Source organism: Bradyrhizobium sp. NAS96.2 (assembly GCF_001908235.1).
In the GTDB taxonomy this organism is placed as follows: domain Bacteria; phylum Pseudomonadota; class Alphaproteobacteria; order Rhizobiales; family Xanthobacteraceae; genus Bradyrhizobium.
Map to the genome: position 1 here is coordinate 1 of NZ_LGHK01000149.1, position 21,901 is coordinate 21,901.

The window sequence follows — 21,901 nt, forward strand, 5'->3', positions numbered from 1 at the left end:
GGCTCGGGGGCGTTCAGCATCACGACATCGGCGCTGACCCAGGGAGCGCACACGATCACGGCCAAGGCGACGGACGCGGCCGGCAATACTGGCGCGGCTTCATCTGGCTATGCGGTTACGATTGATACGACCGGACCCTCCGTGTCAGGGCTGCAAGCAGCTCACAACAACAACAAGGCATCCGGTTCGGTGAGCGACAATTTTGCCGGAACAGTCACAGTCCATGTGCTTGTGAGTACGAACGGTGGCTCAACATACACTGACAAGGGGACAACTTCCGTCTCAGTTGACGGCAGTTCTTCCACCAATTGGAGTTTCACTGTTCCTGGAGGACTGGGTAACGGAGATAAGGTTGAGGCTTACGCGGTCGATTCTGCTGGAAATCAGGGGGCAACAATTGGCCCGGTGACAGCTCCAGCGGGGGTTGCCGGGTACGATATTAATCTCGGCCTAGTCTCATCCACTCAATCTGGGCAGGTTGTAACGATCCAAAATGTACCCACTGACTGGACCTTTAACTCAGGGATCCACAACGCTGACGGAAGCTGGACTGTTGCGAACGCGAATGTCGCCGCTCTGACTGTTACACCGGCTGCCGGTTTTGTGGGAGCCGTTCTGCTTGACGTTTACAGCATGCAAACCGATGGAGCCGGAGCTACTCACCAATTGCTGACGCCAGACAATATTGAAGCTTACGCCCCCGGCTCCCCCATCTTTGCGTGGTCGGGCGACGACACGCTAACCGGCTCGAGCGGCCACGACACCTTCGTGTTCTCCCAGCCGATCGGCAACGACGTGGTGCACAGCTTCGAGGTGTCGTCCGACGTGATCGACCTGATCAGCTACGGCTGGCAGAGCTTCGCGGACGTCCAGACCCACACCGCCGATGACGCCAACGGCAACGCAGTGATCACACTGGCCGACGGCCAGACGATCACCCTGGACGGCGTGCATGCGGCGGACTTGACCGCGGCGAACTTCGAGTTCGATGTCACGCCAACGACAGAGAACCCAGGCGCGATGACAATCGGGGACGGCGCGATGCTGCCGCTGTCGGGCATCATCCACAACACGGGAACGATCGAGTTGCAGGCCTCAGGCGACGACACGCTGCTCCAGCTGATCCAGACCGGCATCACGCTCAATGGCGGTGGCCAGGTGGTCTTGTCCGACGACGACCACAACGTCATCGCCGGCACGGCCTCGAACGTCACGCTCGATAACGTCGACAACGTGATCTCGGGTGCCGGCCAGATCGGGCAGGGTAGCCTGACGCTGAGCAACGAGGGCATCATCGATGCCACCGGGACCCACGCCCTGGTGATCGACACCGGCGCCAACGTGATCGCCAATGCCGGCACCTTGGAGGCAACCGGTACGGGTGGGCTGGTGCTTGCCAGTGCAGTGGCCAACAGCGGCCTGATCTGGGCCAATGGCGGCTCCGTCACCGCAGAGGGCGAGGTCACCGGCAATGGCAACGCCCTGATCAGCGGGGCCGGCACCATCGAGTTCCAGGCAGCCTCGGCAGCAGGCGTCACCTTCGATACGACCGCCGCCGGCCACCTGATCCTGGATGATGCTTTCCACTTCTCCGGCACGGTAGGCGGCGTCGATGGCAATGACGACATCGACATCAAGGGCGTCAGCTTTGGTGCTGGTACCACGGTTAGCTTTACCGAGAACCAGGCGGGGACTGGCGGCACTCTGACGGTGACGGATGGCGCTCATACGGCCAATATCGTCCTGCTCGGGCAATACGATCCGAATGGCTTTGCCGAGAAGGCTGACACCACGAACGGCACGTTGATCACCTATGATCCGCACCACATCGCCTGAACGGCGTGAACGCGTTCGCTCGTGGGCCAGAGCTGTCTGGAGGGAAGCCGCCCCGTAAGTTTACCCTCCTGCGGGATTTGCGCCGGCGGCGGCTATCAACGCGGCCGTTGGCCATGCTAAATGGGGGGATTGGATGATTGATTTATTTGAATCTGTCGACTGCTGCCCAGGGGCAGCCAGCGATCATGTTTAGAAGGTGGCTCCGGCCAATTTCCGCGTGAGTATTCCCCGTAAAAAAGCGGACGAATTCCGGCAGTCGCTGCAAGCCTGCCACGGCTATTTCGTCACTGCGGCCGTGTTCAGCCTGGCCATTAATCTGCTCTATTTGGCCGGTCCGCTGTACATGCTGCAGGTCTATGACCGCGTGATCTCGAGCGCCAGTGAGATCACCCTGCTCATGCTGACGCTTGCGCTGTTGCTGGCGTTCATGGCGCTCGCAGGCCTCGATGCGGTGCGCGCACGCGTCCTGGCGCGCACCAGCATCCGCCTCGATCGGAGGATCGCGCCACGGGTGATGACGGCCATCATCGACCATTCGGCAAAAATCGGCGGTGCGCGCAGCCAGCTGTTGCGCGATTTCGATACGTTCCGCCAATTCATCACCGGATCCGGAATTCACGCGATCTTCGATCTGCCATGGGCGCCGATCTACATCGCGGTGATTTTCGCTCTGCACCCGCTCCTGGGGGCATTTGCGCTGGGATGCTCGATCATTCTGGTGCTGATGGCCTTTCTCAATGAGTGGATTGTCAAACCTCCGCTCTCCGAATCCGGCGAGGCGGCAAATCGAAATTACGGTTTCACCGAGATGAGCCTGCGCAACACCGAAGTGGTGCGCGCAATGGGGATGACCGCGGGCCTTCTGAAGCGCTGGAGCAGGGACCGCGACCTGATGATCGAGCGCCAGGTCGCCGCGAGCGATCGCGCAGCGACGATGCAGAGCATGATTCGGTTCCTTCGGCTTTCGATGCAGTCCTTGATTCTCGGTGTTGGCGCCTATCTTGTGATCGAGCGGCTCACCACCGCCGGTGCGATGTTCGCCGCCAGCATCCTGCTTGGCCGTGCGTTGCAACCGATCGAACAGATCGTCGGATCATGGCGCAGCCTCGTCTCGGCCCGGGGCGCATTCTTGCGGGTGCGGGAGCTGTTGGCCGCGAATCCGCAGCGTCAATCAGAACTGATGCTGCCGCGACCGGAAGGCCACCTTTCTGTCGAAGCGCTGTCCTTTGCCGCGCCTGGCACATCGAAGCCTATTCTGCGGGGAGTTACGTTCCAGATTGCCGCGGGTGAAGTCCTTGGGATTATCGGCCCCTCGGGCGCTGGGAAATCCACGCTGGCGCGCCATATCGTTGGCGTTCAGGCCCCGTCGGCGGGGGCCGTTCGCCTCGACGGATCCGATGTTTCGACCTGGATCAGGTCGTCCCTCGGCCAGCATCTTGGCTACCTTCCGCAAGATATCGAACTGTTTGCCGACAGCATCGCGGCCAATATCTGCCGGTTCGATCGGAAAGCGGACGCGGAGATTATTTCGGCGGCCAAGATGGCTGGTGTGCATGACATGATCCTGCGGCTGCCCGACGGTTATGACACCCAGGTCGGGGAGGGTGGCGCGGTCCTGTCCGGAGGCATTCGGCAGCGTATCGCCCTTGCGCGCGCAGCTTACGGCAACCCGAGCCTCGTTGTGCTCGATGAGCCAAGTTCGAACCTCGATTCGGAAGGCGACGCCGCGCTTGCAGAGTGCATCACGGAGCTAAAAAAGCGCGGAACGACGGTAGTCATCATTTCGCATCGACCCGCAACGATCGGAGTGGTCGACAAAGTCCTGGTGTTGCGTGAGGGCGTCGTCGAGATGTTTGGTGCACGCCATGAAGTCCTGTCGCGTCTAACACGTCCCGTGCCGGTACCGGCCGTTCGAGGGGCGACGGGCTAGGAGACGTCATGTCATTGCTTGATCTCGCAGACCTGTCGATCCGTCCCGGCGCGGTTCCACAGCGTACAGAACCCGCCAACAAGAATGGAACGCCAAGCGATTCCATTCGCAACATTGCTTTGGCGGGCTGGTTGATCATCGCGGTTTTCTTTTTCGGTCTCGGCACCTGGGCGGTCACCGCGCCGCTCAATGGGGCGGTGGTTGCCAATGCGGTCGTGAAGGTCGATGGCAACCGCAAGAGCCTCCAGCACCTCGATGGCGGTATTGTCAAGGCATTGCACGTCAGGGAAGGCGACAGGGTGCTCGCAGGCGACTTGCTGATCGTCCTCGACGAGACCCAGGCTCGCGCGGAGCATGAGGTGCTGACGCAGCAATATGCCGTGCTACGCGCTACGGAAGTCCGGCTGCTGACCGAGCTTGACCACGGCTCCCAACTTGTCATGCCGCCGGATCTGAAGGCACGCTCTGACGATCCCTATTTCAAGAGCGTCTGGAACGGGCAGCTCAGTCAGTTTGACACCCGCCGGGCATCGCTCGAAGGGCAAAGAAGCGTCGTCCGCGAAAAGATCAATCAGCTAGGGTCCCAGATCGTTGGCTCGGAAGCGCAGGTGAAATCGTTCACCGATCAGATCACCTCAGTGCGCAAGGAGGCCAAAGACATTGCACCGCTCGTCGATCGGGGATTGATCGCCCGTCCGCGCATCCTGCAGCTGGAGCGGACGGCGTACGGCCTCGAAGGCCAGATTGCCGATGCAACCGCCAACATCGCGAAGGCACGCCAGGCGATTGCGGAGCAGGAGCAGCAGATTGCCCAATTCGACAATGACCGGATGACCGACGTCACAAAGGACTTGCGCGACACGCAAGCCAAGCTCCTGGAGGTCATCCCAAAGGCGATGAATGCCAAGGCTGTGCTGAGCCGGATGGAAATTCGCGCTCCCTATACCGGACGCGTGGTCGGACTCAATGTGTTCTCCGTCGGCGGGGTGATCCAGCGCGGCGATAAAATCCTGGACATCGTGCCCGATGAGGATTCGTTGACAATCGAGGCGCAGGTGGCGGTCGAAGATATCAGCGACGTGCATCCGAATACGCGCGCCGAAGTCCACCTAACGGCCTACAAGCAGCGTATCGTGCCGATCATTCATGGCGACGTCATTCTGGTCTCGGCGGACCGCTTGACGGATCCCAAGACCAACAATCCGTATTACACGGCCTTTGTTCGGATCGACCAGACCGAACTGGCTGGCATGCCCAACATTCACCTTTATCCGGGAATGCCGGCAACGGTGATGATCCCGACGGTTCAGCGAACCGCGTTTGATTATATCGTGGGGCCGCTCGTGATGTCGTTCAATCACGCGTTCCGGCAGAAGTGAATCTTGGGCCATCCCTTGAGGCCAGTCTGGTTCGCTGGCGCCCAATTGTTTTGAAGTCGCTGTTGCACCCGCGCCACCAATAAGGCTGCTATGCAGGTCTATGCTGCTCCCTGCAACAGGGCGCTCTCATGTATGACGTATATTTGGGCGGGAAAAACGATCTGCTGGTGATCCGGCATGGGCTTCCCATCCCTTCGAAGTTAGGCGGAAACTGGCGCAAAAAGAAGCGCACCGTGCGATCGGTGAGCGAAGGAATTCGGGAGGACGTCGAAAAGCGTGGCTACCACTGGCGCAAGCTAGCCAATCAGGTTCGATGAGACAGCTACGTTGAAGAGCACGTTCTGCTCTACGCTCGCCTTAAGGCTCTGGTTACCGTTTTCGGCCAGCATTCGCTATTGTAGGTAGGTCGCGATCAGCGACAGCGAAGGTTCGATACAACGTGAAACTCTGACAGCCCGGTTGGCGGTCTCTTTCGTAGGGGAGGCCCATTATGATCAAGGGCTTCGCGGTAGCCGCATTGGTGGTGCTGGGAGCATCGCAAGTAGACCAGTATCTCACGCATGGTCGCTACACTGACGCGACGCTGGCTATGCTCAGGCAGATCAGGCACTCATTTCGCATTTGATACGCACGGCGCGCCAACACACGCACCAGCTCCAGCCTGTCTGCGCCAGGGTTGGGGGATTCGGAGAATTCTAGATTAGGCCGGGGCGGGCCATCATCCGGCGCCGCTCAGGCGAGTAGGCCCGGCCTTGCACGGACGCAACGCGTCCAAGCGGGAGCATGCGCTTGTTAGATACTAACCGGCGACGTCGGAACGATTCAATCTCAGGGAAAGCAGGCCGTCGCCGAGAGCGGAATCACCAATGTCCTGGAGCCCACATTCATTGAATAGTTGACCGACGCGCTGACCGAATTGCCGCATGCAGCAGCGGTATAGGTGAAGGTGGGTGATACATCTGGGCCGAAATACCGGCTCTTGGTGTAGGCAACCGTTGTCGCGGCATCCGAGCAGACGGTGGTCTTGACTGATGCACACCTGGCGCCGTCTTCTACGGCAAAGTGGAGGCTGCCAATCAGAAAGAGGCCGACGCATAGAGTGATGGTGCCGACAAGGAGTGCGATCAGAATGGGCGCAATAAGAGCGAATTCGACCGCTGTCGTTCCTGCTTGATTGAGCCGCAAAGTTTTCAAGAGCTTTCGCACGGTTAGCCTAATCTGATCATTGCGGTTCCGGTGAGGGGAGTCGGGAGACCGCTGGCGATACTGAGGCCCGGAAATAATGGTGTGTAGGTAAACGTTGTTTGCACAACGATGTAATCACCAGGCTGCAAGGTTGGCATGCCGGCGGCAGAGCAATCAGCAGGCTTTGACGTGACGTCGCTGACGTACTGCAGCGCGTTCGACGAATTGATGCAGTAATACCCTTCCGACGGCGACCCCGAGATCATTGAGACGCGCGTTCCCAGGGACGTGCTCTGCAGGGCATTCTGCATGGCCGTTGATAGCCCGGGGCAATTCGTCGTTGCCGGCAGATGGGATGGATCGCAGCTCTTCCAGGCGGCTTGGCCGGCCGCCTGGGTGGCGTTCTCTACCTGCATTCGCTGGTAGATGTAGAACGATACGTCGGTGACGTTCGCCAGCGCGAGCGCGAGGATGATCACGAAAAGACCGAATTCGACCGCGGCGACGCCGCGCTGGTCGGCGGCGATTGCCTTCGTCCGATGAGCGAAACCCAACGCAGCTTTGCGGGACGAATTCAGCCAGCTCGGGAGCCCAGGTTTCATAAGACCAACGTCGCTCTGCCAGGTATCGTCGTCGAGGGCATCGACAATCCCGCGGGGATACATTCGCCATTCGGCAGGATCATCCCTGTCCCGTTCACGGTGATGTCCTTGACGACCATCGCAAAGCAAGATTTTCCGAACCCGGCCTTGTTCACGGCGCCGCTCAACGTGACGCTCGAATTCGGCAGATAGACGAGGCCGGTGATGTCCCATGCAGGGCTATTGCCGGCTGCCGATATATCCACGCCGCTGGTCAGCTTCGGATCCTGATAGATGGCGACGCCCGACCAGGTTCCGGATGCCGGTGCGGCGATGTCGAGCGTGCCTCCCCCGGTGGGACCATGGGTGTACGAACCCGAATTATCGCCGGAGAAGACCACCGTGAGTCCGGTACCCTTGGTCGTCGTAAACGCGTAGCCGTTGGTGTCCAATTGCCCGTTCTCGATGACCAGCACCGCCCCCGCCGGGGCGTCGATGGAGACATTTCCAGTGAGTTGGAGGTCACCACAGACCACGAATGTACCGCCGAGCGACTGGGATCCGGACCATCGGTTGCTGGCCGGTAACGCCGGATCTTTCTTTTTGGTTGGCTCCTGCGGATAAGAGCTGCAGGGATCGGGTGGAATTTTGCTGGCGAGGGCGGCATAGCTATCGGAGACCGCGGGCACATTCGAATACTGCGTCACCCCGCAGCCGTTATTGGTGTTGTGTGCCGCGCCGATCGGTGCCCCGAGATTGCCGCCGTTGCATGTCGACCCCGTATTCGACATCGCGTTGCAGGCCATGCTCGCCTTCGGTGCGCCGTTGGACCGGATCCCTTGAGATCCAAGCGCCAGCAAACAAAAGTCCGTCGGCGCGCTCGGCCGTTTTGCAACCGATGCGGCGCCGATCTGCTTTGCTGGGCCACCATTTAATGTTGCGTCACCCCTGTATCCGACAACCTGCGACAAATACAGCGGCACATACCCCGAAATAGTCGCGCTATAGCAGGTGTTGCCGCCGCCTGGACATGCTGCCGAGTTGGAAACGGTGACGCTGATGTTGCCGGCACCATCTAGAAATCCATATCGCGCCGCAACCGCCTTGGCCTCGACATCGTAGTTTGAGCCGTTGTTGGTCGCAGCGGCAAGGGCGGCCGCATCGGCCGCGTTTTGCATGCCGCGCGTCCTCATGGACCAGTTCGAAACCTCGAAGCCGATCCCTAGGGCTCCGATCAGAGGAACGAGCAGGACACCCATGATCACGTTGACGGCGCCGCGCTGATCCGAGCGCAGACGGCAGACATGAAAAAACATCGAACAAACGGTCACGACAATCCTCATTGATCATTCACGAGGACCGGAAAGCACAAATCAATCGTCCACCCGTGACACAAATCCATTAAGAGAATGCCTATTTTTCCCGGAACAAGAGATGCAACGGCTCTTCAATTGCGCTCAGAATCTGAGGTGAATTCAGGTTTGTTTGCTAGATCTTCCTCAATTCCGTAGGAACTACGGGCCGCGGACGTGGTGAAAAGCCAAGGGTTAACGGAGGTATCGTAGGCCGCGGAAAGGCGGCCGCTCTCAGGCGATTCAAACTAGCTCTGGTCAGACCCCGTAGTCTTACGGATCGAGGTCAACTCTCGTGCCGCATCCGGCTGGCCTGTTGCAGGGCCGCTCGCCAGGCCATCGAGCAGGAGGCGGGGCCAGCGTCCGAGCTGGCAACAGGGCAACCTGAACGGCGCGCTCGGAATGTCGCGGCGGTGTTCCGGATCAGATCGCGCAGGCGGTGGCGAGCGCGGCCTGCGCCATCAAGGCGACGGAGCGCTGCTCAGCCCGGGCGCAAGCAGGCTCGCGTTCGCATAAAACGGCGCCGACGTCCGGGTTTCGCGACCTGCCGAATCCCGCACCACGAGTTGCGTCGTGCCGGCGCCGGAAATCAGCGGAACGTTGTTCACGCTGAAAGGGCCGGACGCGACGTCCTGAGAAAATGTCCTGATGTTGTTGACGTAGACGTCGACGGTTGACGGCACCGCCGCGCTGCCGCCGATTGTCGCGAGCGGCGCGGTAATGAGATCGGGCCGCAGCGCGAAATCGCGTTGGGCCTGCAAGCCGCCGATCCTGACCGGACGCGACCAGGCGAGCCCGCCGCTGATCGTGTCCCCCGCGACGTAGCTGATCATCCGGTTCTGGTCGGAATACTGGAAAGACGAATTCAGCCTTGTCGCCAGCGCAGGCTGCTGCGGACCGCTGCGGATGATCGCCGACTGTTCGGCAGTGCCGTAAGGCGAAAACGCGCGGGCATCGAGCAAAAGCGATGTGTTGGCGAGCCCGATCGATCTCGAGGTCGAGATGTTGCTGGTTGAAGTCAGCAGATCATAATTCAGCACCGCGCCAGGATCGGCCTGCGCCCTAGGCAGGTTGCCCCTGGAGCCGCCTGCGTCAAGGACCTGCGGCTTGCGCCCCGTCTCGTCGACGATGATGAATATCCGCTGCGTTCTCTCCTCGTATCGATACTTCAGGGTCGGGATATCATCGAGCGCGATGATCTCGTCCGGTCGATGCGGCCGGACGGGACGCAGGCCCAGACTTTCAAGTTCTTCCAGCGTTCCCCCGATGCGACCGTTATCAAACCGGACGAACGATCCGATCATTCGGGCAGGCACCGAGTTGATCACGACGTCGAGTTGCAGATTGGTCTGGTTTTCGCCCGCGCGAGCCCGCCCGGCACAGAGGATCATGCCGAGTAGTGCTGCGATGGACACAACTGCGGAGCCCCTTCTATCGACGAGCCGGTACGTAGCCGCTCGTCGCCGGCATTGCGGGTTACGACGGTCAGTTTGCCGGCTTCGGCGCGGAACGCCCAGGAGACCTCTGGCCGGCTGATCTCGCGGCCGCGAAAAAACGCCGGGATCGACTGTCGTACCAGGAGATTGACGGTGCCTCTTTGCCTGCCCGCTCGGATTCGCGCAGCCTGCCTGACTTGTCGCTTCCCACCGTTGTAGCGCATGCGAATCTTTCAACAATGATCGAGAACCTTGCGGGTCGCGTTCTAGGCCGGTCCGCGAGCTTCCCAGGCGTTCTTCAAACGACCCGTTCTGGTGGCCGGTTGTGCCTTTCCGGTTCGGATAAGCGGGTCGTCGTGAACAAAACATCAAATTTGGGTAAACTTTGAATGAGCAAAAGCTTAGCGAAGCCTGATCGAACTATCGGTATTTATCGCCCCATCAAAAACCACCAACACCGGCCGGCGGGCTCGGAGTCGATACCTTTCGAGCCCCGTACGCGGCATTCGCGTCATGGGTTGTTCATAACGTCGGCCGCTTGATTGCTGATGTTCGAAGCGGCAACCGCGCGCTTCCGAAGCGTGACGCGGATCACAGCGACCACCCTGATGACCTTGTATGCCTGTGATCACGGCTTGAGGGGATGGCCCCTCCCGGAAACAGGAGAATGGCTATGAACAAATTCGACCATGAAATGTCGATGGAAGCCCTCGATCGTGTTGTCGGCGGTGCGGATGGTGATGGCAACGGTACCGGTACGGGTAACGGTGGTCACGGCCTCGTTCGCGGAATCAAGCAGGTCATCGGCGCGGTGGAGGGCATCGTCAAATCAATTTGGCCCTTCTGATCTTCGCTGGAATCCGCGTTGTCACGCGATCGCCGATGGACGACGCGGCATACTTAATCAAAGCTTGCTGCGCACCGATTGCGCAGCAAGCTGCTGCGCATCACGCTTTCCCGAATCCAGTCTGCCCGGTTCGCTGCATGGCGCTCGGGTCGGGACCACGTGAAGACATGTCCGACATTCTCTGGGCTCGCAGCCGTCAGGTCATAGCACTGAATGTAGAGACTGCGTTAAGGGAGAAGAGAGACAGATCGGCCAGCCGCTAGGCGACGAGCTGTCTCCGCGCGAACTCCGCGAATGGGCCAGTTCCGCTTGTCAGCTCGTCATAGCTTCCCGACTGCACGATCTTGCCACCGACCAGCATCACGATTCGATCCGCGTGGCGGATTGTGCTCAACCGATGTGCAATAACAATCCGCGTGACGTTCAGCCGTTCCAGCGACGCGCCGACGATCGCCTGCGTCTGGTTGTCGAGCGCGCTCGTTGCCTCGTCAAAAAGCAGGATGCGTGGCGAACGTGCCAGCGCACGGGCAATGAGGACCCTCTGGCGCTGTCCGCCCGAGAGCGTATTGATGCCTTCCGCAACGAGCGTGTGCATACCCATCGGCATCTGCCGAATATCGGCGTCGAGCGCCGCCAGCCGCGCGGCCTCCCAGGCCTTGTCCAGCGTCAGGTCGACGCCGCCGCAAATATTTTCGTACAGACTGCCTGTTGCCAGCTTCGTGTCTTGCAGCACAACCCCAAGCTGGCGTCGCACGTCATTGGTCTCGATCGTGTTCAGCGCCTTGCCGTCATAGAAGATCGTCCCGGCCTCCGGTCGTTCGAAGTCCAGCAGCAATCGCAACAGCGATGATTTTCCGCTTCCTGAAGGACCGACAATCGCCACATACTCCCCCCTCGAAACGTGTAGGGTGATGCCGTCAAGGATGATCGGTCCATCCTCGATATAGCGGAAGGTGACGCCAGAGAACTCGATCTCGCCTGCGAGCTCGCCCGCCGGCCGTCGATCTTCCGCGATCTCGGCGGCAGCGGAGAGAATCGGCTTCATCCTGGCCAGATGGGGGATGACTACCAGCGATTCGCTCATGCTCGAGGCAAAGTTGCCGATCGCCGCCGTGGTCTGGCCGAACGCGGCGAGGAAACCGAGAAAGGCGCCGAGATTGGCCAGGAGCTGACTATTGGTGCGCGAGGCGATCGCAAAAATGATCAACGTGGCCAGAAGAGGGAAGGCCGTCTCGAAGACGACCAGAACGTTGGCCGCTCGCTGCGAGGCGATGAAGTAGCGCTTCTGAGCAGCGAATTGTCCCGACCATCGCGCCAGTGCGCGACTTGCGGCGTTCGCCACGCGAAGCTTGCTGACGCCAGCGATCAGTTGCAGCACAAAGCCGCTGACCTTGCCTTGCAGATTGAAGTGCTTGTTTTCGTAGTAAGTTCGCACGGCGCTGGTTGCGACGATCGCGGCCGCCCGGAGCGCGATTAGCAGGAGCGCGATGCTGCCGAGCCGGACGTCATAATAGAACATCAACCCAATGCTGAAAATCCCGAACAGGGCCGATGTAAAGCCTCGCAAGGTTCGTCCGGTCACGATCTGGCGCGTCGCTTCTATGCCCATCGAACGGTCGACCAAATCTCCGGTCGTGTAGTCGCGAAACAGCGACGCCGGTAACCTGAGCAGGCGATCGATGAGGGCGGCCTGAAGCTTGTAGTCGAGCTGGCCTTCAAGCCGGATGGTGACCAGTCCCTGCATGCCTTGCAGTCCCGCCATCGCAATCGCGGTGACGGAGAGCGCCGCCGCACAAACGACGAGCTGGTCGATCTCCGTGCGTGGGATCACGGAATTGACCAGCAGATTTGTTACCAGCGGCGGTATCAGCGACAGCAACCCGATGGCGATGATCGCGAGGACCATGCGAACCACGCTGGCGGAGAGGCCTCCGCTTGCGAATGACAGCAGATCACGATAGCGAAGCGGGTGCGCGGGCAGGGTTTTGTAGAAGCTGACAGCTTCCGGTGCGAGAGCGCTTGCAACCGAGCTATTGACCGGTCGCCGCCATCCCTGCTTCGGATCGATCATCGTGTACCCACCGCGCCGGTCGCGGATCAGAGCAACCGGGTCGCCTTCGGGCCCATGCCACCCCAGCAGGGGGCCGGCATCGGATCTCCACCAGCGATCGCGCAACTGGACGCGACGAATTCGTAATCGCGATGCACGCGCGATCTGTAGAATGTCGCTGAATCTCTGGCCCGCGGGATGCGTTCGGCTTGCGTGAGTGATGGAGCTTCCCAATGCGTCGGCGACGAGGCGGCAACTGTCGAGCAGGAGGTCACCGGAATCCAGCTCGACCTGCGCGCGACCGGTTGGGGCCGTGACCACTTCGGACAGGCGCTCGAGGGCATCCAGCGTCCGCGCACGGGTCAGCTCGGCTCGCCGGGCGAGCTGCTGCCGTTCGGACGACCTTTCATCTCGGAGCCACCGCTCCAGACTGGCGACAATCACGACATGGAAGCGGTCGAGGGCCGGCCAGACCAGAGATGGTTCAGGTGCGGTCGGCTCTGTGATGATCCTGGCGCCGATCTCGCCGGCTTCCAGCGAAGTCTCCGCTGTGAGCGGAATGAAGGGACCCCCGGCCTCGAGTTCGGGGGCGAGATCCAGTACCTTCACGCTTCCTGCTTCGATGCGGGCCCACGCGATGCTTCGCTTCGGGCCGCGGCAACGTTCGCCCGCACGCAGTTGTCTCGTTTCGCCACCGATCAATTCGGAAGCGTCGTCCGATCGGGCCGAGCCGGCCGTGAGCGAGGACAGCCGGGCGATCCAGCCGGACATGCGGTCCGTGGCGATCTCGTTTCGGGGGACTGTGGTGATTTCCGCGTCAGGGCCCCCGACTGCGACGATCTGCAGCCGTATCGCTGACCGTTCACAAGCCGTGTGCAGGTCCAGTATCACTTCACCAATTTCACACCTCAGCAGATGATGTCGGACGCCATCTGTCTCCACCGCGAAGATATCGATATGACCGGCACTCACCTCCAGCGCGTGATCACGTTCGTTGAGGAGAACGGGATGCCGCGGGTCGATCGCCGTGCGGCGAGCGGGGGAGGCAGCAACTGGCCTCATGTTCACAAACTCATCTTTGGTAACGGCGTTACTCATTCGCTTGTCACGAGCCTTGCGTAGGCGCCCTGGAGCGCGACAAGCTGTTCGTGGGTGCCGCGTTCCACGATCCGGCCATGCTCCAGTACGATGATTTCGTCGCAATCGCGCACTGTGCTCAGGCGATGCGCGATAATGATGCAAGTGCAGCCTCGGCGTCGCAGGTTGTCGTCGATGACTTTTTCCGTGATCGGATCGAGGGCCGCCATTGCTTCGTCCAGGACGAGAATCGACGGATTGCAGACCAGCGCCCGAGCGATCTCGATACGTTGGCGCTGCCCTCCGCTAAAGTTGCCTCCGCCCTCATTGATGTGGCAGTCGTAGTTTCCGGGACGCGTTGCCAGGTCGTGATGGATCAATGCGTCCTTCGCGGCGGCGATCAAGTCGCGCTCATCCACCGTCGAATCCCAAAGGGTCAGATTGTCGCGCGCGGTCCCCTCGAACAGAAATATGTCCTGATCTACATAGGAGACGGAATTTGCGAATTCCTGGGGTGGAAGGTCCGCCAGCTTCCATTGATCGAAGAGAATTTCTCCCGCCCACGGCTCGTACAGCCCGCAGATCAATTTGCCGAGCGTCGATTTTCCGCTACCGGAGACGCCGACAAGCGCCACGCGCGATCCCGCGGGGATCGCCAGCGACAGGTCGGCCAGCAATGGCGGTTCCAGAACCGAATAGCCGAAGCTGATGTTGCGAAGCTCGACCCTGCCAGCAAGCTTTGGTGGAACGCTATCGACGAGGTTGCTGGGCGGCGCGGGCCGGAGTGGGTACTTGCGAATGTCCTCGAGCCGTTCGAGCGCTCCCTTGATCGTCTGCAGGCCGCCGAAATAGTTGACAAGATTCTCGAATGGTTCCGAGAAGTTCGCCGCCAGGGATTGGAATGCAACCAGGCTGCCAAGTGTCAGCGAGCCTTCGATCACCCTCAAACCACCGAGCCCCAGGATCGCAGCGGTCATCAACCCGGAGAGCAGCGTCGGCACCATGTCGAGGATGATGGCCGATGCACCGAGCTTCTGTTCGGCGTTCAGATTGTTGGCCTGGAGGCCCGCCCATTTGCCAAACGCATCATCTTCCAGGCCGCTTGCCTTGATGGTTTCGATGGTGCGCACCAGGCCCACCGTGGCGCCCAGGAGCTTGCCCCGTTCAACCGCGAGCCGGTAGCTGAGCTCCTGCCGTCGCGCCCCAATCAGGCGAAGCAGGAGAAGGTTCAGGAAGGCGATCGCGATGCACAGCACCGTCAGGCTGACGTCATAGACCGCCATCGCGCCGGCAAAGAGAAGCACCGACGTCAAGCTGAGTGCGTTCATCGCAATGCCGCCGGACAAGAGGCGCGCGATTTGCTCGTTCGATGCGACGCGGCTGGCGACGTCCCCGGCATGGCGCTGGGTAAAGAATTCCAAAGGCAGCGCCATCACACGCCAGAGGAAGCGGCTGGTCATGACGACAGAGAGCTTTGCCTGCAGCCGTAACGCCACCGACTGACGAACCGCGACCATCACCCCGCGACAAGTTGCCGTTAACGCCATTCCGATCAGGAGTGGCATGAGCCAGCTATCGCTGTGCTGAATCAGGATGTTATCGACAAAAATCTTGGAAAAGCCTGCGGCAAGGATGTTGGGAATGACAAGCACGATGCTCACGATCACCAGCAGGACAACCGCCGCCCTTGAGTGACGCAACTCTCCCAGCAGCAGCCCGATCCCGTTGGGCTTGCTGCCGACCGTTTTGAACTCTTCGCCGCGCTCGAAGACCAACACCACCCCGGTGAAGGCAAGATCGAGCTCGGCCATGCTGATGCGTCTGCGGCCGCTCGCAGGATCGTTGATATAGGCGTTCCTGCCCTTGATACCCTCCAGGACTACAAAATGATTGAAGTTCCAGTGGATGATACAGGGCGTCGGGAGCTGGACCAGCGCGGACGGCTCGACACTATATCCTCTTGCAACAAGGCCATAGCGCCGCGCTGCCCTGACAATATTGCTTGCCTTGCTGCCGTCGCGCGATACGCCGCAAGCAATGCGGAGCTGCTCCAGGGGAATCCAGGCGCCGTGATAGGCGAGAACGATCGCGAGCACCGCAGCGCCGCATTCGACCGCCTCCATCTGCAGGACGACGGGGGTCCGCTTCACCTTCTTGCGCAGCAGTCCTGACAGGCGACCGTGCCGCGCGTTTGCCGACGTAGGAGAGGGCTTATCCATCAATTCCCGTGAGGTGCCTGATCAAGGGGATCACCAGGTCGAGTGGCCGTTGTCGCCGGGTTGTGATTTCGGCGCGCGCCAGCGTCCCGCTCGTCAAATGAGTGGCGGGCCCCTTGCCCACGGCCCAGCGATAACCCGTCGCGGTGGACTCATCCTCCTGAAGCGTCACCTCAGCGGCATATGGCGCGCCATTGTGAGAGAAGCGGGATACCAGGCTTTCATTGTGCAGTGCTGCGCTGATGCCTTGAGGAGTCATCGGGAAGTCAGAGACGCTCAAGACCGTACCCATCATCATGCCGAACTCTTCGCGCTTGACGGTGCTCGGCTCGAGATGAACCGCCATCCCCGGCTTGATCTGCTTGCCATGTTCGGCCGGGATATAGACGACGGCCTGCAGCTTGCTGCCTTCGCTTTCGATCTGGACCACGGGCATCCCGACCGTGAGCACCGAGCCGGGAGAGATCTTCACTTCGAGGACACGGCCTTCCATCGGACTGAGGACCTGCGTATTCTGGCTTAACTGCTCCGCGGCTGCATTCACTTGCCGGCGCGCTTCGTTCAGGGTGAATTCGGATTGCTGAACGTCGCGTTCTCGCTGTGTCTCCAGGTCTGTCTTCTGCGCCCTGAGCTTGAGAATCTCGTTCTGCGCGTCGAGGCGGCGTTGCTGCGCATCGCTCAGTTCCTGCCGCCGGTCCTCCAGAGCACGTCGCGTTGTGTAACCCTTCGCGAGCAGCCCCTCGAGGTTCTTGACGTCGACCGACAGATAATCGACGCGCTGGCCGGTCGCCTTGATGACTTGTTCGAGTGCGGCTTCGAGTTTCTCGAAATTCTGGCTCTTGGCGGCGAGCTCGGCTGCGACCTTCGATTTGAGGTCGGTATATTCGCGCTGGCGCTCCCTGAATACTTCGACCGCCGCCTTGTGCTTCTGCTCAATGTCAGTCTGAACGATCTGGGCGATCGGCTGACCAAGGTCGACGTGGTCGCCGACCGTGACGGCAACGGACTGCAGCCGGCCGGCAGCGGCCGAGACCGCGTCGACCACCTTGCCACCATTGCTGATCAGGATTCCCTCGCCGGAGACGCGGGTGGGCACGCGCCCGAAAATGCCCCACACGACCGCGGCCACCACCACAACGAGGAAAACGACCGTGATAATCCAGTCGGCAGGCCTGGTGATGACGACGAGCTGGTCAAGCTGTTCAGGAGAGGCCGCGCGGTCGAGTGCCGTCGCCCGAAATGCCCGTTGCGGCTCGGAGGTCGCACTCCTATTCTGCGGTTGTCCGAGCGTTTCCGAGGTCGACATATCAGCACGCAAAGGACTGAATTGATTGAATGAATATGCCGGCATCTTCGCATAGATCAGACGTGGTCACAACAATGGCCGGCGCGAAATCGGTGGCAAGCTTCGAATGCACACGCTGAGCGGCAGGGCAACGCGGTTTTTTGCAGCGCACGCGCGGCAAGCCGTGCTCGTCATGAGTGTAGCGCTGGGTCTGCTATGGTCCCCTGTGTCACGGGCTGGTGTACTTTCCGAGAGCGATCGCAAGCAGGCGGAAAGCTTGAAGCCGTTGTTTTCGAATCTGATGACTGATCTCGTCGAGACCGCCAAGCGCTCGGACGTGCCGAACGGGGACATCGTCTGTGTCAACTCCACGATCCGCGAGCTTCTGCAGATTTCCGACGAACTCGCCAGCTACGAATATCTGATCACGATGGAGAAGGATTTGACCGACGTCGGTGACGACAATTCGCTGCGAGGTGTCGTCAAGTTTGCGGTCGATAAAACCAACGTCATTCTGACCGGCGAAAGAAAGCGGCTGGTTCAGTTGTCCGAGCAATGCAACAAAAATCCGGTGGGGTTCGGAAAAGCACAGGAGGCATTGAGGGTCATCGATGCAACGACTGGCATCCTGAACTCCATTCGCGATCGCCTGTAAGGCGCCACGCGTTTGCCGACGTCGAATGCGGGATCTGCCGCAACGTTCGCCTCACCCTTGGAACCCGCGCGGCTCAGATCAGCCGGCTTGATCGCGGTATGGTGCAGCTCAGTGACAATCCTCACGGAGACCTCCGGACAACTGAGACATGCTGCACTCTGGTTGCGGGGTGGTCCCGCACCATGAACACAGCAAGGAGGACTGAGATGACGCATAGCATCAACGACAATGCAGCCACTCGCGAGCTTTCCATCGACGAACTCGACGCGGTGGCCGGCGGCAAATGGAGCTGGGGAGATTTCGCCAAGTCGCTGTTGGGCGGAGGAGTGACCGGCGGCATGGGTGGCGCGGCCGTTGGCGGCATCGGCGCCGTACCCGGTGCCATTGGCGGCGGTCTCCTCGGCGGGATCGGGTACTGTATCAGCCAGCTGTTTTGAGCATGCCGTCCGACCAAAGCGAGATCCTGTGCGAGTCCGCATCATGGGTTTCGCTTTGGCGGCGAGCATGATCTCTAGCGGCACAAGCCCAACAGATGAGAGAGCGCACCATGCAGAAAACTCGGGAGTTGACGGCTGACGAACTCGATTCCGCCTGCGGTGGAAGCCGCAGCAATAGCGGAGCCGGCGGTTCGGCTGTTTCCGATTTCATAAATTGGCTTTTGAGCCAACTTCACATTCCCACCTCACCGGGAGGACCCGTTCGGAGCTAGCTCCGACCTGGTTCGTGCCTTGGGCTACCGGAAAGGGATCAATGGATGCGAGGTCTCGGAAACGAGAACCTCGCATTAGCTTTAGCGGCAGTGCGGCATGTCGATCTGCTCCCTTCATCGCTGTGCCTCAATCGGCAAGAACATCGACGATCTCCCGTGGAAAGTGCGGGTCTGCATCGCCTGGATGAGCTGTGTGATCAAGATCACAGCGGACTGCGCGTCGACGCGGCAAGCTGCACCCGGATGACAACGATCATCCGTTCACCTTAGACAGATGGAGACTTTGATGAGTGCATACCAGAATGAGCATCAGACGGTCCGTCCGCTGTCGGACGAGGAATTTGAATCCGTGACCGGCGGTTGCTTCGGAATCCCGGTTTCCGACGGTCATGGAGGGGTCATTTATGTTTCTCCGACGATCGGGCGTGGTCCGCGGCTCCCGACCAGCACCGGACCTACCTTTCCTACGGGTGGTCCGTTCGGGCCGTTTCCGGCGTGATCAAGCAGTAGGTGCGCGTCAGAGCCGGTACTCTGAACGATGCCGGCTCTGATCGCGCACGAACCGGCACAGCGAAGCTCCTCGGCGCGATCGCGCCGGCGAGACGAGGGGCGCCGGTTCACCGGAACGAGCGGACCCTGTATTCACTCGGACCGCCGGGCTTGCTGCCGCTGGGAGCGGCAGTATAGTGGCGCGATGGCTGTCAGCTCTCCCGAATTGAAAGCTTTCCTGCTCGCCACGCCTTTCTTCGGAGGGCTGTCAGATACAAGCCTCGATCTGCTGATCTCAATGCTCGTCGAGCGCCGCTTCGGCGTCGGCGCCACGATCGTAGCGGAAGGAGAGCCGGGGCGTTCAATGTTTATCGTTCACTCCGGCGAGCTCGTCGTGAGCAGGCTTGGGCATTCTGGGCGCTCGATTCGGATGGCAGGTCTTGAGGCCGGGGATTTTTTTGGCGAGATGACGCTCATCGAAATGCAAAATCGATCGGCCACCGTCACCGCGCAAAGCCCAACCGTCTTGTACGAGCTCACGGCTCGAAACCTCTACATGTATTGTAAGGCGGACATCCGCGCGTATGTCCTCGTGATGCAAAATATCAGTCGCGAACTGTGTCGGAGGCTCCGCCGCGCCGATGATCGAATTGCCGAGCTGTTGGTGCATCAGGCAGAGCAATAGCTAACAGCCCTGAGAGCCGCTCGGAAAATCGGACCCAAGAGTCTTGACGTGGCTTCCAAGCGCTGTGGCTTGCAATGTCCGCGATGCGCACGTTTCGATGCACGAAAATGGTGGATCTCGCGACGTAGCGGACGCATCTTACCGAGACCATAGTCGTGGAGAAGCCCGCTGGTTTGGCCGGCGGGATTCTCTGGTGCGCCCAGGCTGCCGGTTGCAGTTCACCGATCCGAGGCTGCTGGCGACGACAAAAAGACTAGGCCGCGCACCGAGACTGCCGAGACGGCCATTGCATTAGGCTGGTTCACGGCCGCGCGCGCCAAGCCGTCAGCAAAGGTGGGCGCATCGTTCAAACAGGCGGCTGGCCTGATGTCTTGTTGAAGCCGTCGAAGAAGGCGCCGTAAACCTGTCGATTTGTAAGCCCATCGCAATTTACATATGACGGATACACACCGGTTCCTGCCGGTCCATTCGGGCAGAACTGGTAGCCGTCCTGCAGACCGCCGCTGACGAGATCGAGCTCGGCGTCATTCAATTCGTCGATCATATTCGGACTCCCTTGCTGTGATGAACACCGCGTTCATCGAGTTGCGAGCATGACAGCTGAGATCCTTTTTCACCGTGACTAAGGCCACGGTTCTTCGTCGTCGCAAGCTAGCGTAGAAGTGGCGCAAGAAGGCGGAGGTCTGGTGCGCCAAAGGGAGCTTTGATCGGACCGATAGGACAGGTCCTCCACTATGACGCCGTCACTTTGCGTCTGGTCGCGTTTCCTACACATGGGCGAGGTCGTTTCTGATGCAAGTCTGGTGGGCACTGCTTCAGCCTCCGGTTGCCGGCCAACGATCAGTCAGCTGTCAAAACGTCTCGGTAACCTTGCGCAGGCGAGGGCGCCGACTGGCGGTGAAATCATCGTTCCTGGCGGATACAGCGCGCGCAACGCACATCGCTGTTTTCTCAAAAAAACCGTCAGTGCTCTCACAACGTCGAGCTGGACGCGGCGAGATGGCCTGACGAGGTGCGTCGGTCCGATCTTGAGCCGCCGTTAGCGAGGCTCGATCATTCGTTCGGTAGACGAGCCGCCCCAAATGAGCGCCAGTGGTCAGCGTCGATTTTACGCATGTGACGCAAGTCACAGCAACCGTCGCTTGGAGTTCGTATCCATCCTGCACCAGGTGGCAATGTAGCCGCCGGCAACAGGAGGAAAGCAGATGAAGTTGACGAGCATTCGTGAACTGTCAGCCGACGAGCTGGGAGCAGTTTCGGGGGGGTAAGCCTTCGAGCCCGGTCAGTGTTCCTGGAAATGCGTTCGACAAGCTGCTGGCGGCTATCGACAAGAATCTTGCGATGGTGAAGGATCTAAAACCGGGCGGCTACCTTCCACCCGGCTAAGCCAGTGACTCTGCATCCGTGAGTTCCGTGTCCAAATCCGGCCTCGGTGCTTGCTGCCCTCGGAAAGCGCCGTTGGGAGTCATGCTCTCTGCGGCGATTCGGACGCGGTCACCCTTACCCGGTTGCAATCTTCGCAAAAATTATGCGTGAGCGGCGCAATGAAACCGATCATGCCGCCCGTCTCGGAGACGCGAGCATATCGGGCCGGACCTCCCGTACGAAACGGGAGATCGCTCAACGTCCAGCGGCTTTCTATCAGCTTGCGTAATTGATCGAGCGAAAGGTACTGATCGATACGGTCCACGCCGACGTCGCCGAGCGGCATGGTCTCGATGAATGTCAAGGTCATGTCGCGATCGTGAGCGAAGCGGATCAGGCCATCCACCTCCATCTCGGTGCTGCCTCGCAAGGCCACGATTACCTCAGGCGTAAAAAATTAGCCTGTTCGAAGGTGTTCGATGTCGTTCGTCTGGCAGGCAAAACCCCTTGAAAAACAGGTGCTTCTGCGTACATCGGTGTCCGTCACTGCTTGTTCTCCGCCGCCTCCAGCCGACCGATTTGTTGGTATTTTTGTTGGTATCGGAAGAACAAACGTTCTCGGTAGAATTCCGATATTCAGAACGAAACAGAGCAGATGGCACGCGACAAAGGCGAGTACGCCAATCCCGAGCAGATCAGGACCAACGTCGACTGCCGCGCCGCCAAGCCGAAGTTTGAGAAGGGTGCGTGGCGAGCTACCAAAATCTCTGACGCGACCGGCGGCGGTCTCTATCTCTTGATCACGCCGGATCCGAACGGAAGGG

General features: G+C 60.2%; 18 protein-coding genes. 9 read left to right on the forward strand and 9 right to left on the reverse strand.

Translation table 11 applies throughout. From position 1 onward, the window contains the following. The 5 genes from AC628_RS44275 to AC628_RS45880 form a co-directional block, all read left to right on the forward strand. The coding region (locus AC628_RS44275) for a beta strand repeat-containing protein (RefSeq protein WP_245321368.1) at positions 1-1,836 on the forward strand (1,836 nt) is incomplete at its 5' end. A 217-nt stretch (positions 1,837-2,053) separates the two neighbouring features. Further along, entirely contained in the window at positions 2,054-3,766 is a 1,713-nt protein-coding gene (locus AC628_RS28565) for a type I secretion system permease/ATPase (protein ID WP_074130116.1), read from the forward strand. 8 nt (positions 3,767-3,774) lie between these two features. Further along, positions 3,775-5,145: an HlyD family type I secretion periplasmic adaptor subunit gene (locus tag AC628_RS28570; RefSeq protein ID WP_083633175.1), complete on the forward strand. Its 1,371-nt coding sequence runs from the start codon at positions 3,775-3,777 to the stop codon at positions 5,143-5,145. A gap of 128 nt (positions 5,146-5,273) precedes the next feature. Beyond that, positions 5,274-5,462, forward strand: a complete 189-nt coding sequence (locus AC628_RS28575; RefSeq protein WP_074130117.1) for a hypothetical protein — start codon at positions 5,274-5,276, stop codon at positions 5,460-5,462. A gap of 173 nt (positions 5,463-5,635) precedes the next feature. Beyond that, positions 5,636-5,770: a hypothetical protein gene (locus AC628_RS45880; protein WP_283806721.1), complete on the forward strand. Its 135-nt coding sequence runs from the start codon at positions 5,636-5,638 to the stop codon at positions 5,768-5,770. A 203-nt stretch (positions 5,771-5,973) separates the two neighbouring features. Here the strand turns inward: AC628_RS45880 and AC628_RS28580 are convergent, their stop codons facing one another. From AC628_RS28580 to AC628_RS28595, 4 genes are all read right to left on the reverse strand, one after another. After that, positions 5,974-6,351, reverse strand: a complete 378-nt coding sequence (locus tag AC628_RS28580; RefSeq protein WP_074130118.1) for a TadE/TadG family type IV pilus assembly protein — start codon at positions 6,349-6,351, stop codon at positions 5,974-5,976. Positions 6,352-6,353: 2 nt separating this feature from the next. Next, positions 6,354-6,932, reverse strand: a complete 579-nt coding sequence (locus tag AC628_RS28585) for a TadE/TadG family type IV pilus assembly protein (RefSeq protein WP_074130119.1) — start codon at positions 6,930-6,932, stop codon at positions 6,354-6,356. Further along, entirely contained in the window at positions 6,929-8,254 is a 1,326-nt protein-coding gene (locus AC628_RS28590) for a TadE/TadG family type IV pilus assembly protein (RefSeq protein ID WP_083633177.1), read from the reverse strand. Before AC628_RS28590 ends, AC628_RS28585 begins: the two co-directional genes overlap by 4 nt. Positions 8,255-8,724: 470 nt before the next feature. Then, positions 8,725-9,939: a fimbria/pilus outer membrane usher protein gene (locus AC628_RS28595; RefSeq protein WP_168193470.1), complete on the reverse strand. Its 1,215-nt coding sequence runs from the start codon at positions 9,937-9,939 to the stop codon at positions 8,725-8,727. Between the two features lie 433 nt (positions 9,940-10,372). Here AC628_RS28595 and AC628_RS44280 point away from each other — a divergent pair, with 433 nt between their 5' ends. After that, entirely contained in the window at positions 10,373-10,546 is a 174-nt protein-coding gene (locus AC628_RS44280; protein ID WP_157863303.1) for a hypothetical protein, read from the forward strand. A 259-nt stretch (positions 10,547-10,805) separates the two neighbouring features. Here the strand turns inward: AC628_RS44280 and AC628_RS28600 are convergent, their stop codons facing one another. From AC628_RS28600 to AC628_RS28610, 3 genes are read right to left on the reverse strand one after another with little or no spacing between them, the layout of a single operon-like run. Continuing rightward, positions 10,806-13,694 carry an NHLP bacteriocin export ABC transporter permease/ATPase subunit gene (locus tag AC628_RS28600; protein WP_074130122.1) on the reverse strand — a complete coding sequence of 963 codons (2,889 nt, stop codon included), beginning with the start codon at positions 13,692-13,694 and terminating at the stop codon, positions 10,806-10,808. Beyond that, positions 13,691-15,892 carry an NHLP family bacteriocin export ABC transporter peptidase/permease/ATPase subunit gene (locus AC628_RS28605; protein ID WP_083633178.1) on the reverse strand — a complete coding sequence of 734 codons (2,202 nt, stop codon included), beginning with the start codon at positions 15,890-15,892 and terminating at the stop codon, positions 13,691-13,693. Before AC628_RS28605 ends, AC628_RS28600 begins: the two co-directional genes overlap by 4 nt. Further along, entirely contained in the window at positions 15,885-17,195 is a 1,311-nt protein-coding gene (locus AC628_RS28610; RefSeq protein WP_074130123.1) for an NHLP bacteriocin system secretion protein, read from the reverse strand. Before AC628_RS28610 ends, AC628_RS28605 begins: the two co-directional genes overlap by 8 nt. A 106-nt stretch (positions 17,196-17,301) precedes the next feature. On the opposite strand from AC628_RS28610, the gene AC628_RS28615 reads away from it, so the two are divergent. The 3 genes from AC628_RS28615 (at position 17,302) to AC628_RS28625 (ending at position 19,712) form a co-directional block, all read left to right on the forward strand. Continuing rightward, positions 17,302-17,829, forward strand: a complete 528-nt coding sequence (locus tag AC628_RS28615; RefSeq protein ID WP_245321369.1) for a hypothetical protein — start codon at positions 17,302-17,304, stop codon at positions 17,827-17,829. A gap of 206 nt (positions 17,830-18,035) precedes the next feature. Continuing rightward, positions 18,036-18,266 carry a Blp family class II bacteriocin gene (locus AC628_RS28620; protein WP_074130124.1) on the forward strand — a complete coding sequence of 77 codons (231 nt, stop codon included), beginning with the start codon at positions 18,036-18,038 and terminating at the stop codon, positions 18,264-18,266. Between the two features lie 966 nt (positions 18,267-19,232). Further along, positions 19,233-19,712, forward strand: a complete 480-nt coding sequence (locus AC628_RS28625) for a Crp/Fnr family transcriptional regulator (protein WP_074130125.1) — start codon at positions 19,233-19,235, stop codon at positions 19,710-19,712. Positions 19,713-20,058: 346 nt separating this feature from the next. On the opposite strand, the gene AC628_RS28630 is transcribed toward AC628_RS28625, so the two are convergent. Next, positions 20,059-20,256 (reverse strand): hypothetical protein, encoded by a 198-nt coding sequence (locus tag AC628_RS28630; RefSeq protein ID WP_074130126.1) that lies wholly within the window; start codon positions 20,254-20,256, stop codon positions 20,059-20,061. 921 nt (positions 20,257-21,177) lie between these two features. Continuing rightward, complete coding sequence (locus tag AC628_RS28635) at positions 21,178-21,483, reverse strand: GTP 3',8-cyclase MoaA family protein (protein WP_349510136.1); 306 nt, start codon at positions 21,481-21,483, stop codon at positions 21,178-21,180. Positions 21,484-21,901: the final 418 nt, after the last annotated feature.

Excerpts from the sequence above, each read along its gene's own strand:
- AC628_RS45880 (WP_283806721.1), top strand. The coding sequence starts at position 5,636 with ATGATCAAGGGCTTCGCGGTAGCCGCATTGGTGGTGCTGGGAGCATCG.
- AC628_RS28590 (WP_083633177.1), bottom strand. The coding sequence starts at position 8,254 with ATGAGGATTGTCGTGACCGTTTGTTCGATGTTTTTTCATGTCTGCCGT.
- AC628_RS44280 (WP_157863303.1), top strand. The coding sequence starts at position 10,373 with ATGAACAAATTCGACCATGAAATGTCGATGGAAGCCCTCGATCGTGTT.
- AC628_RS28610 (WP_074130123.1), bottom strand. The coding sequence starts at position 17,195 with ATGTCGACCTCGGAAACGCTCGGACAACCGCAGAATAGGAGTGCGACC.
- AC628_RS28625 (WP_074130125.1), top strand. The coding sequence starts at position 19,233 with ATGGCTGTCAGCTCTCCCGAATTGAAAGCTTTCCTGCTCGCCACGCCT.
- AC628_RS28615 (WP_245321369.1), top strand. The coding sequence starts at position 17,302 with ATGCACACGCTGAGCGGCAGGGCAACGCGGTTTTTTGCAGCGCACGCG.
- AC628_RS28600 (WP_074130122.1), bottom strand. The coding sequence starts at position 13,694 with ATGAGTAACGCCGTTACCAAAGATGAGTTTGTGAACATGAGGCCAGTT.
- AC628_RS28585 (WP_074130119.1), bottom strand. The coding sequence starts at position 6,932 with ATGAAACCTGGGCTCCCGAGCTGGCTGAATTCGTCCCGCAAAGCTGCG.
- AC628_RS28570 (WP_083633175.1), top strand. The coding sequence starts at position 3,775 with ATGTCATTGCTTGATCTCGCAGACCTGTCGATCCGTCCCGGCGCGGTT.
- AC628_RS28605 (WP_083633178.1), bottom strand. The coding sequence starts at position 15,892 with ATGGATAAGCCCTCTCCTACGTCGGCAAACGCGCGGCACGGTCGCCTG.
- AC628_RS28630 (WP_074130126.1), bottom strand. The coding sequence starts at position 20,256 with ATGATCGACGAATTGAATGACGCCGAGCTCGATCTCGTCAGCGGCGGT.
- AC628_RS28575 (WP_074130117.1), top strand. The coding sequence starts at position 5,274 with ATGTATGACGTATATTTGGGCGGGAAAAACGATCTGCTGGTGATCCGG.
- AC628_RS28620 (WP_074130124.1), top strand. The coding sequence starts at position 18,036 with ATGACGCATAGCATCAACGACAATGCAGCCACTCGCGAGCTTTCCATC.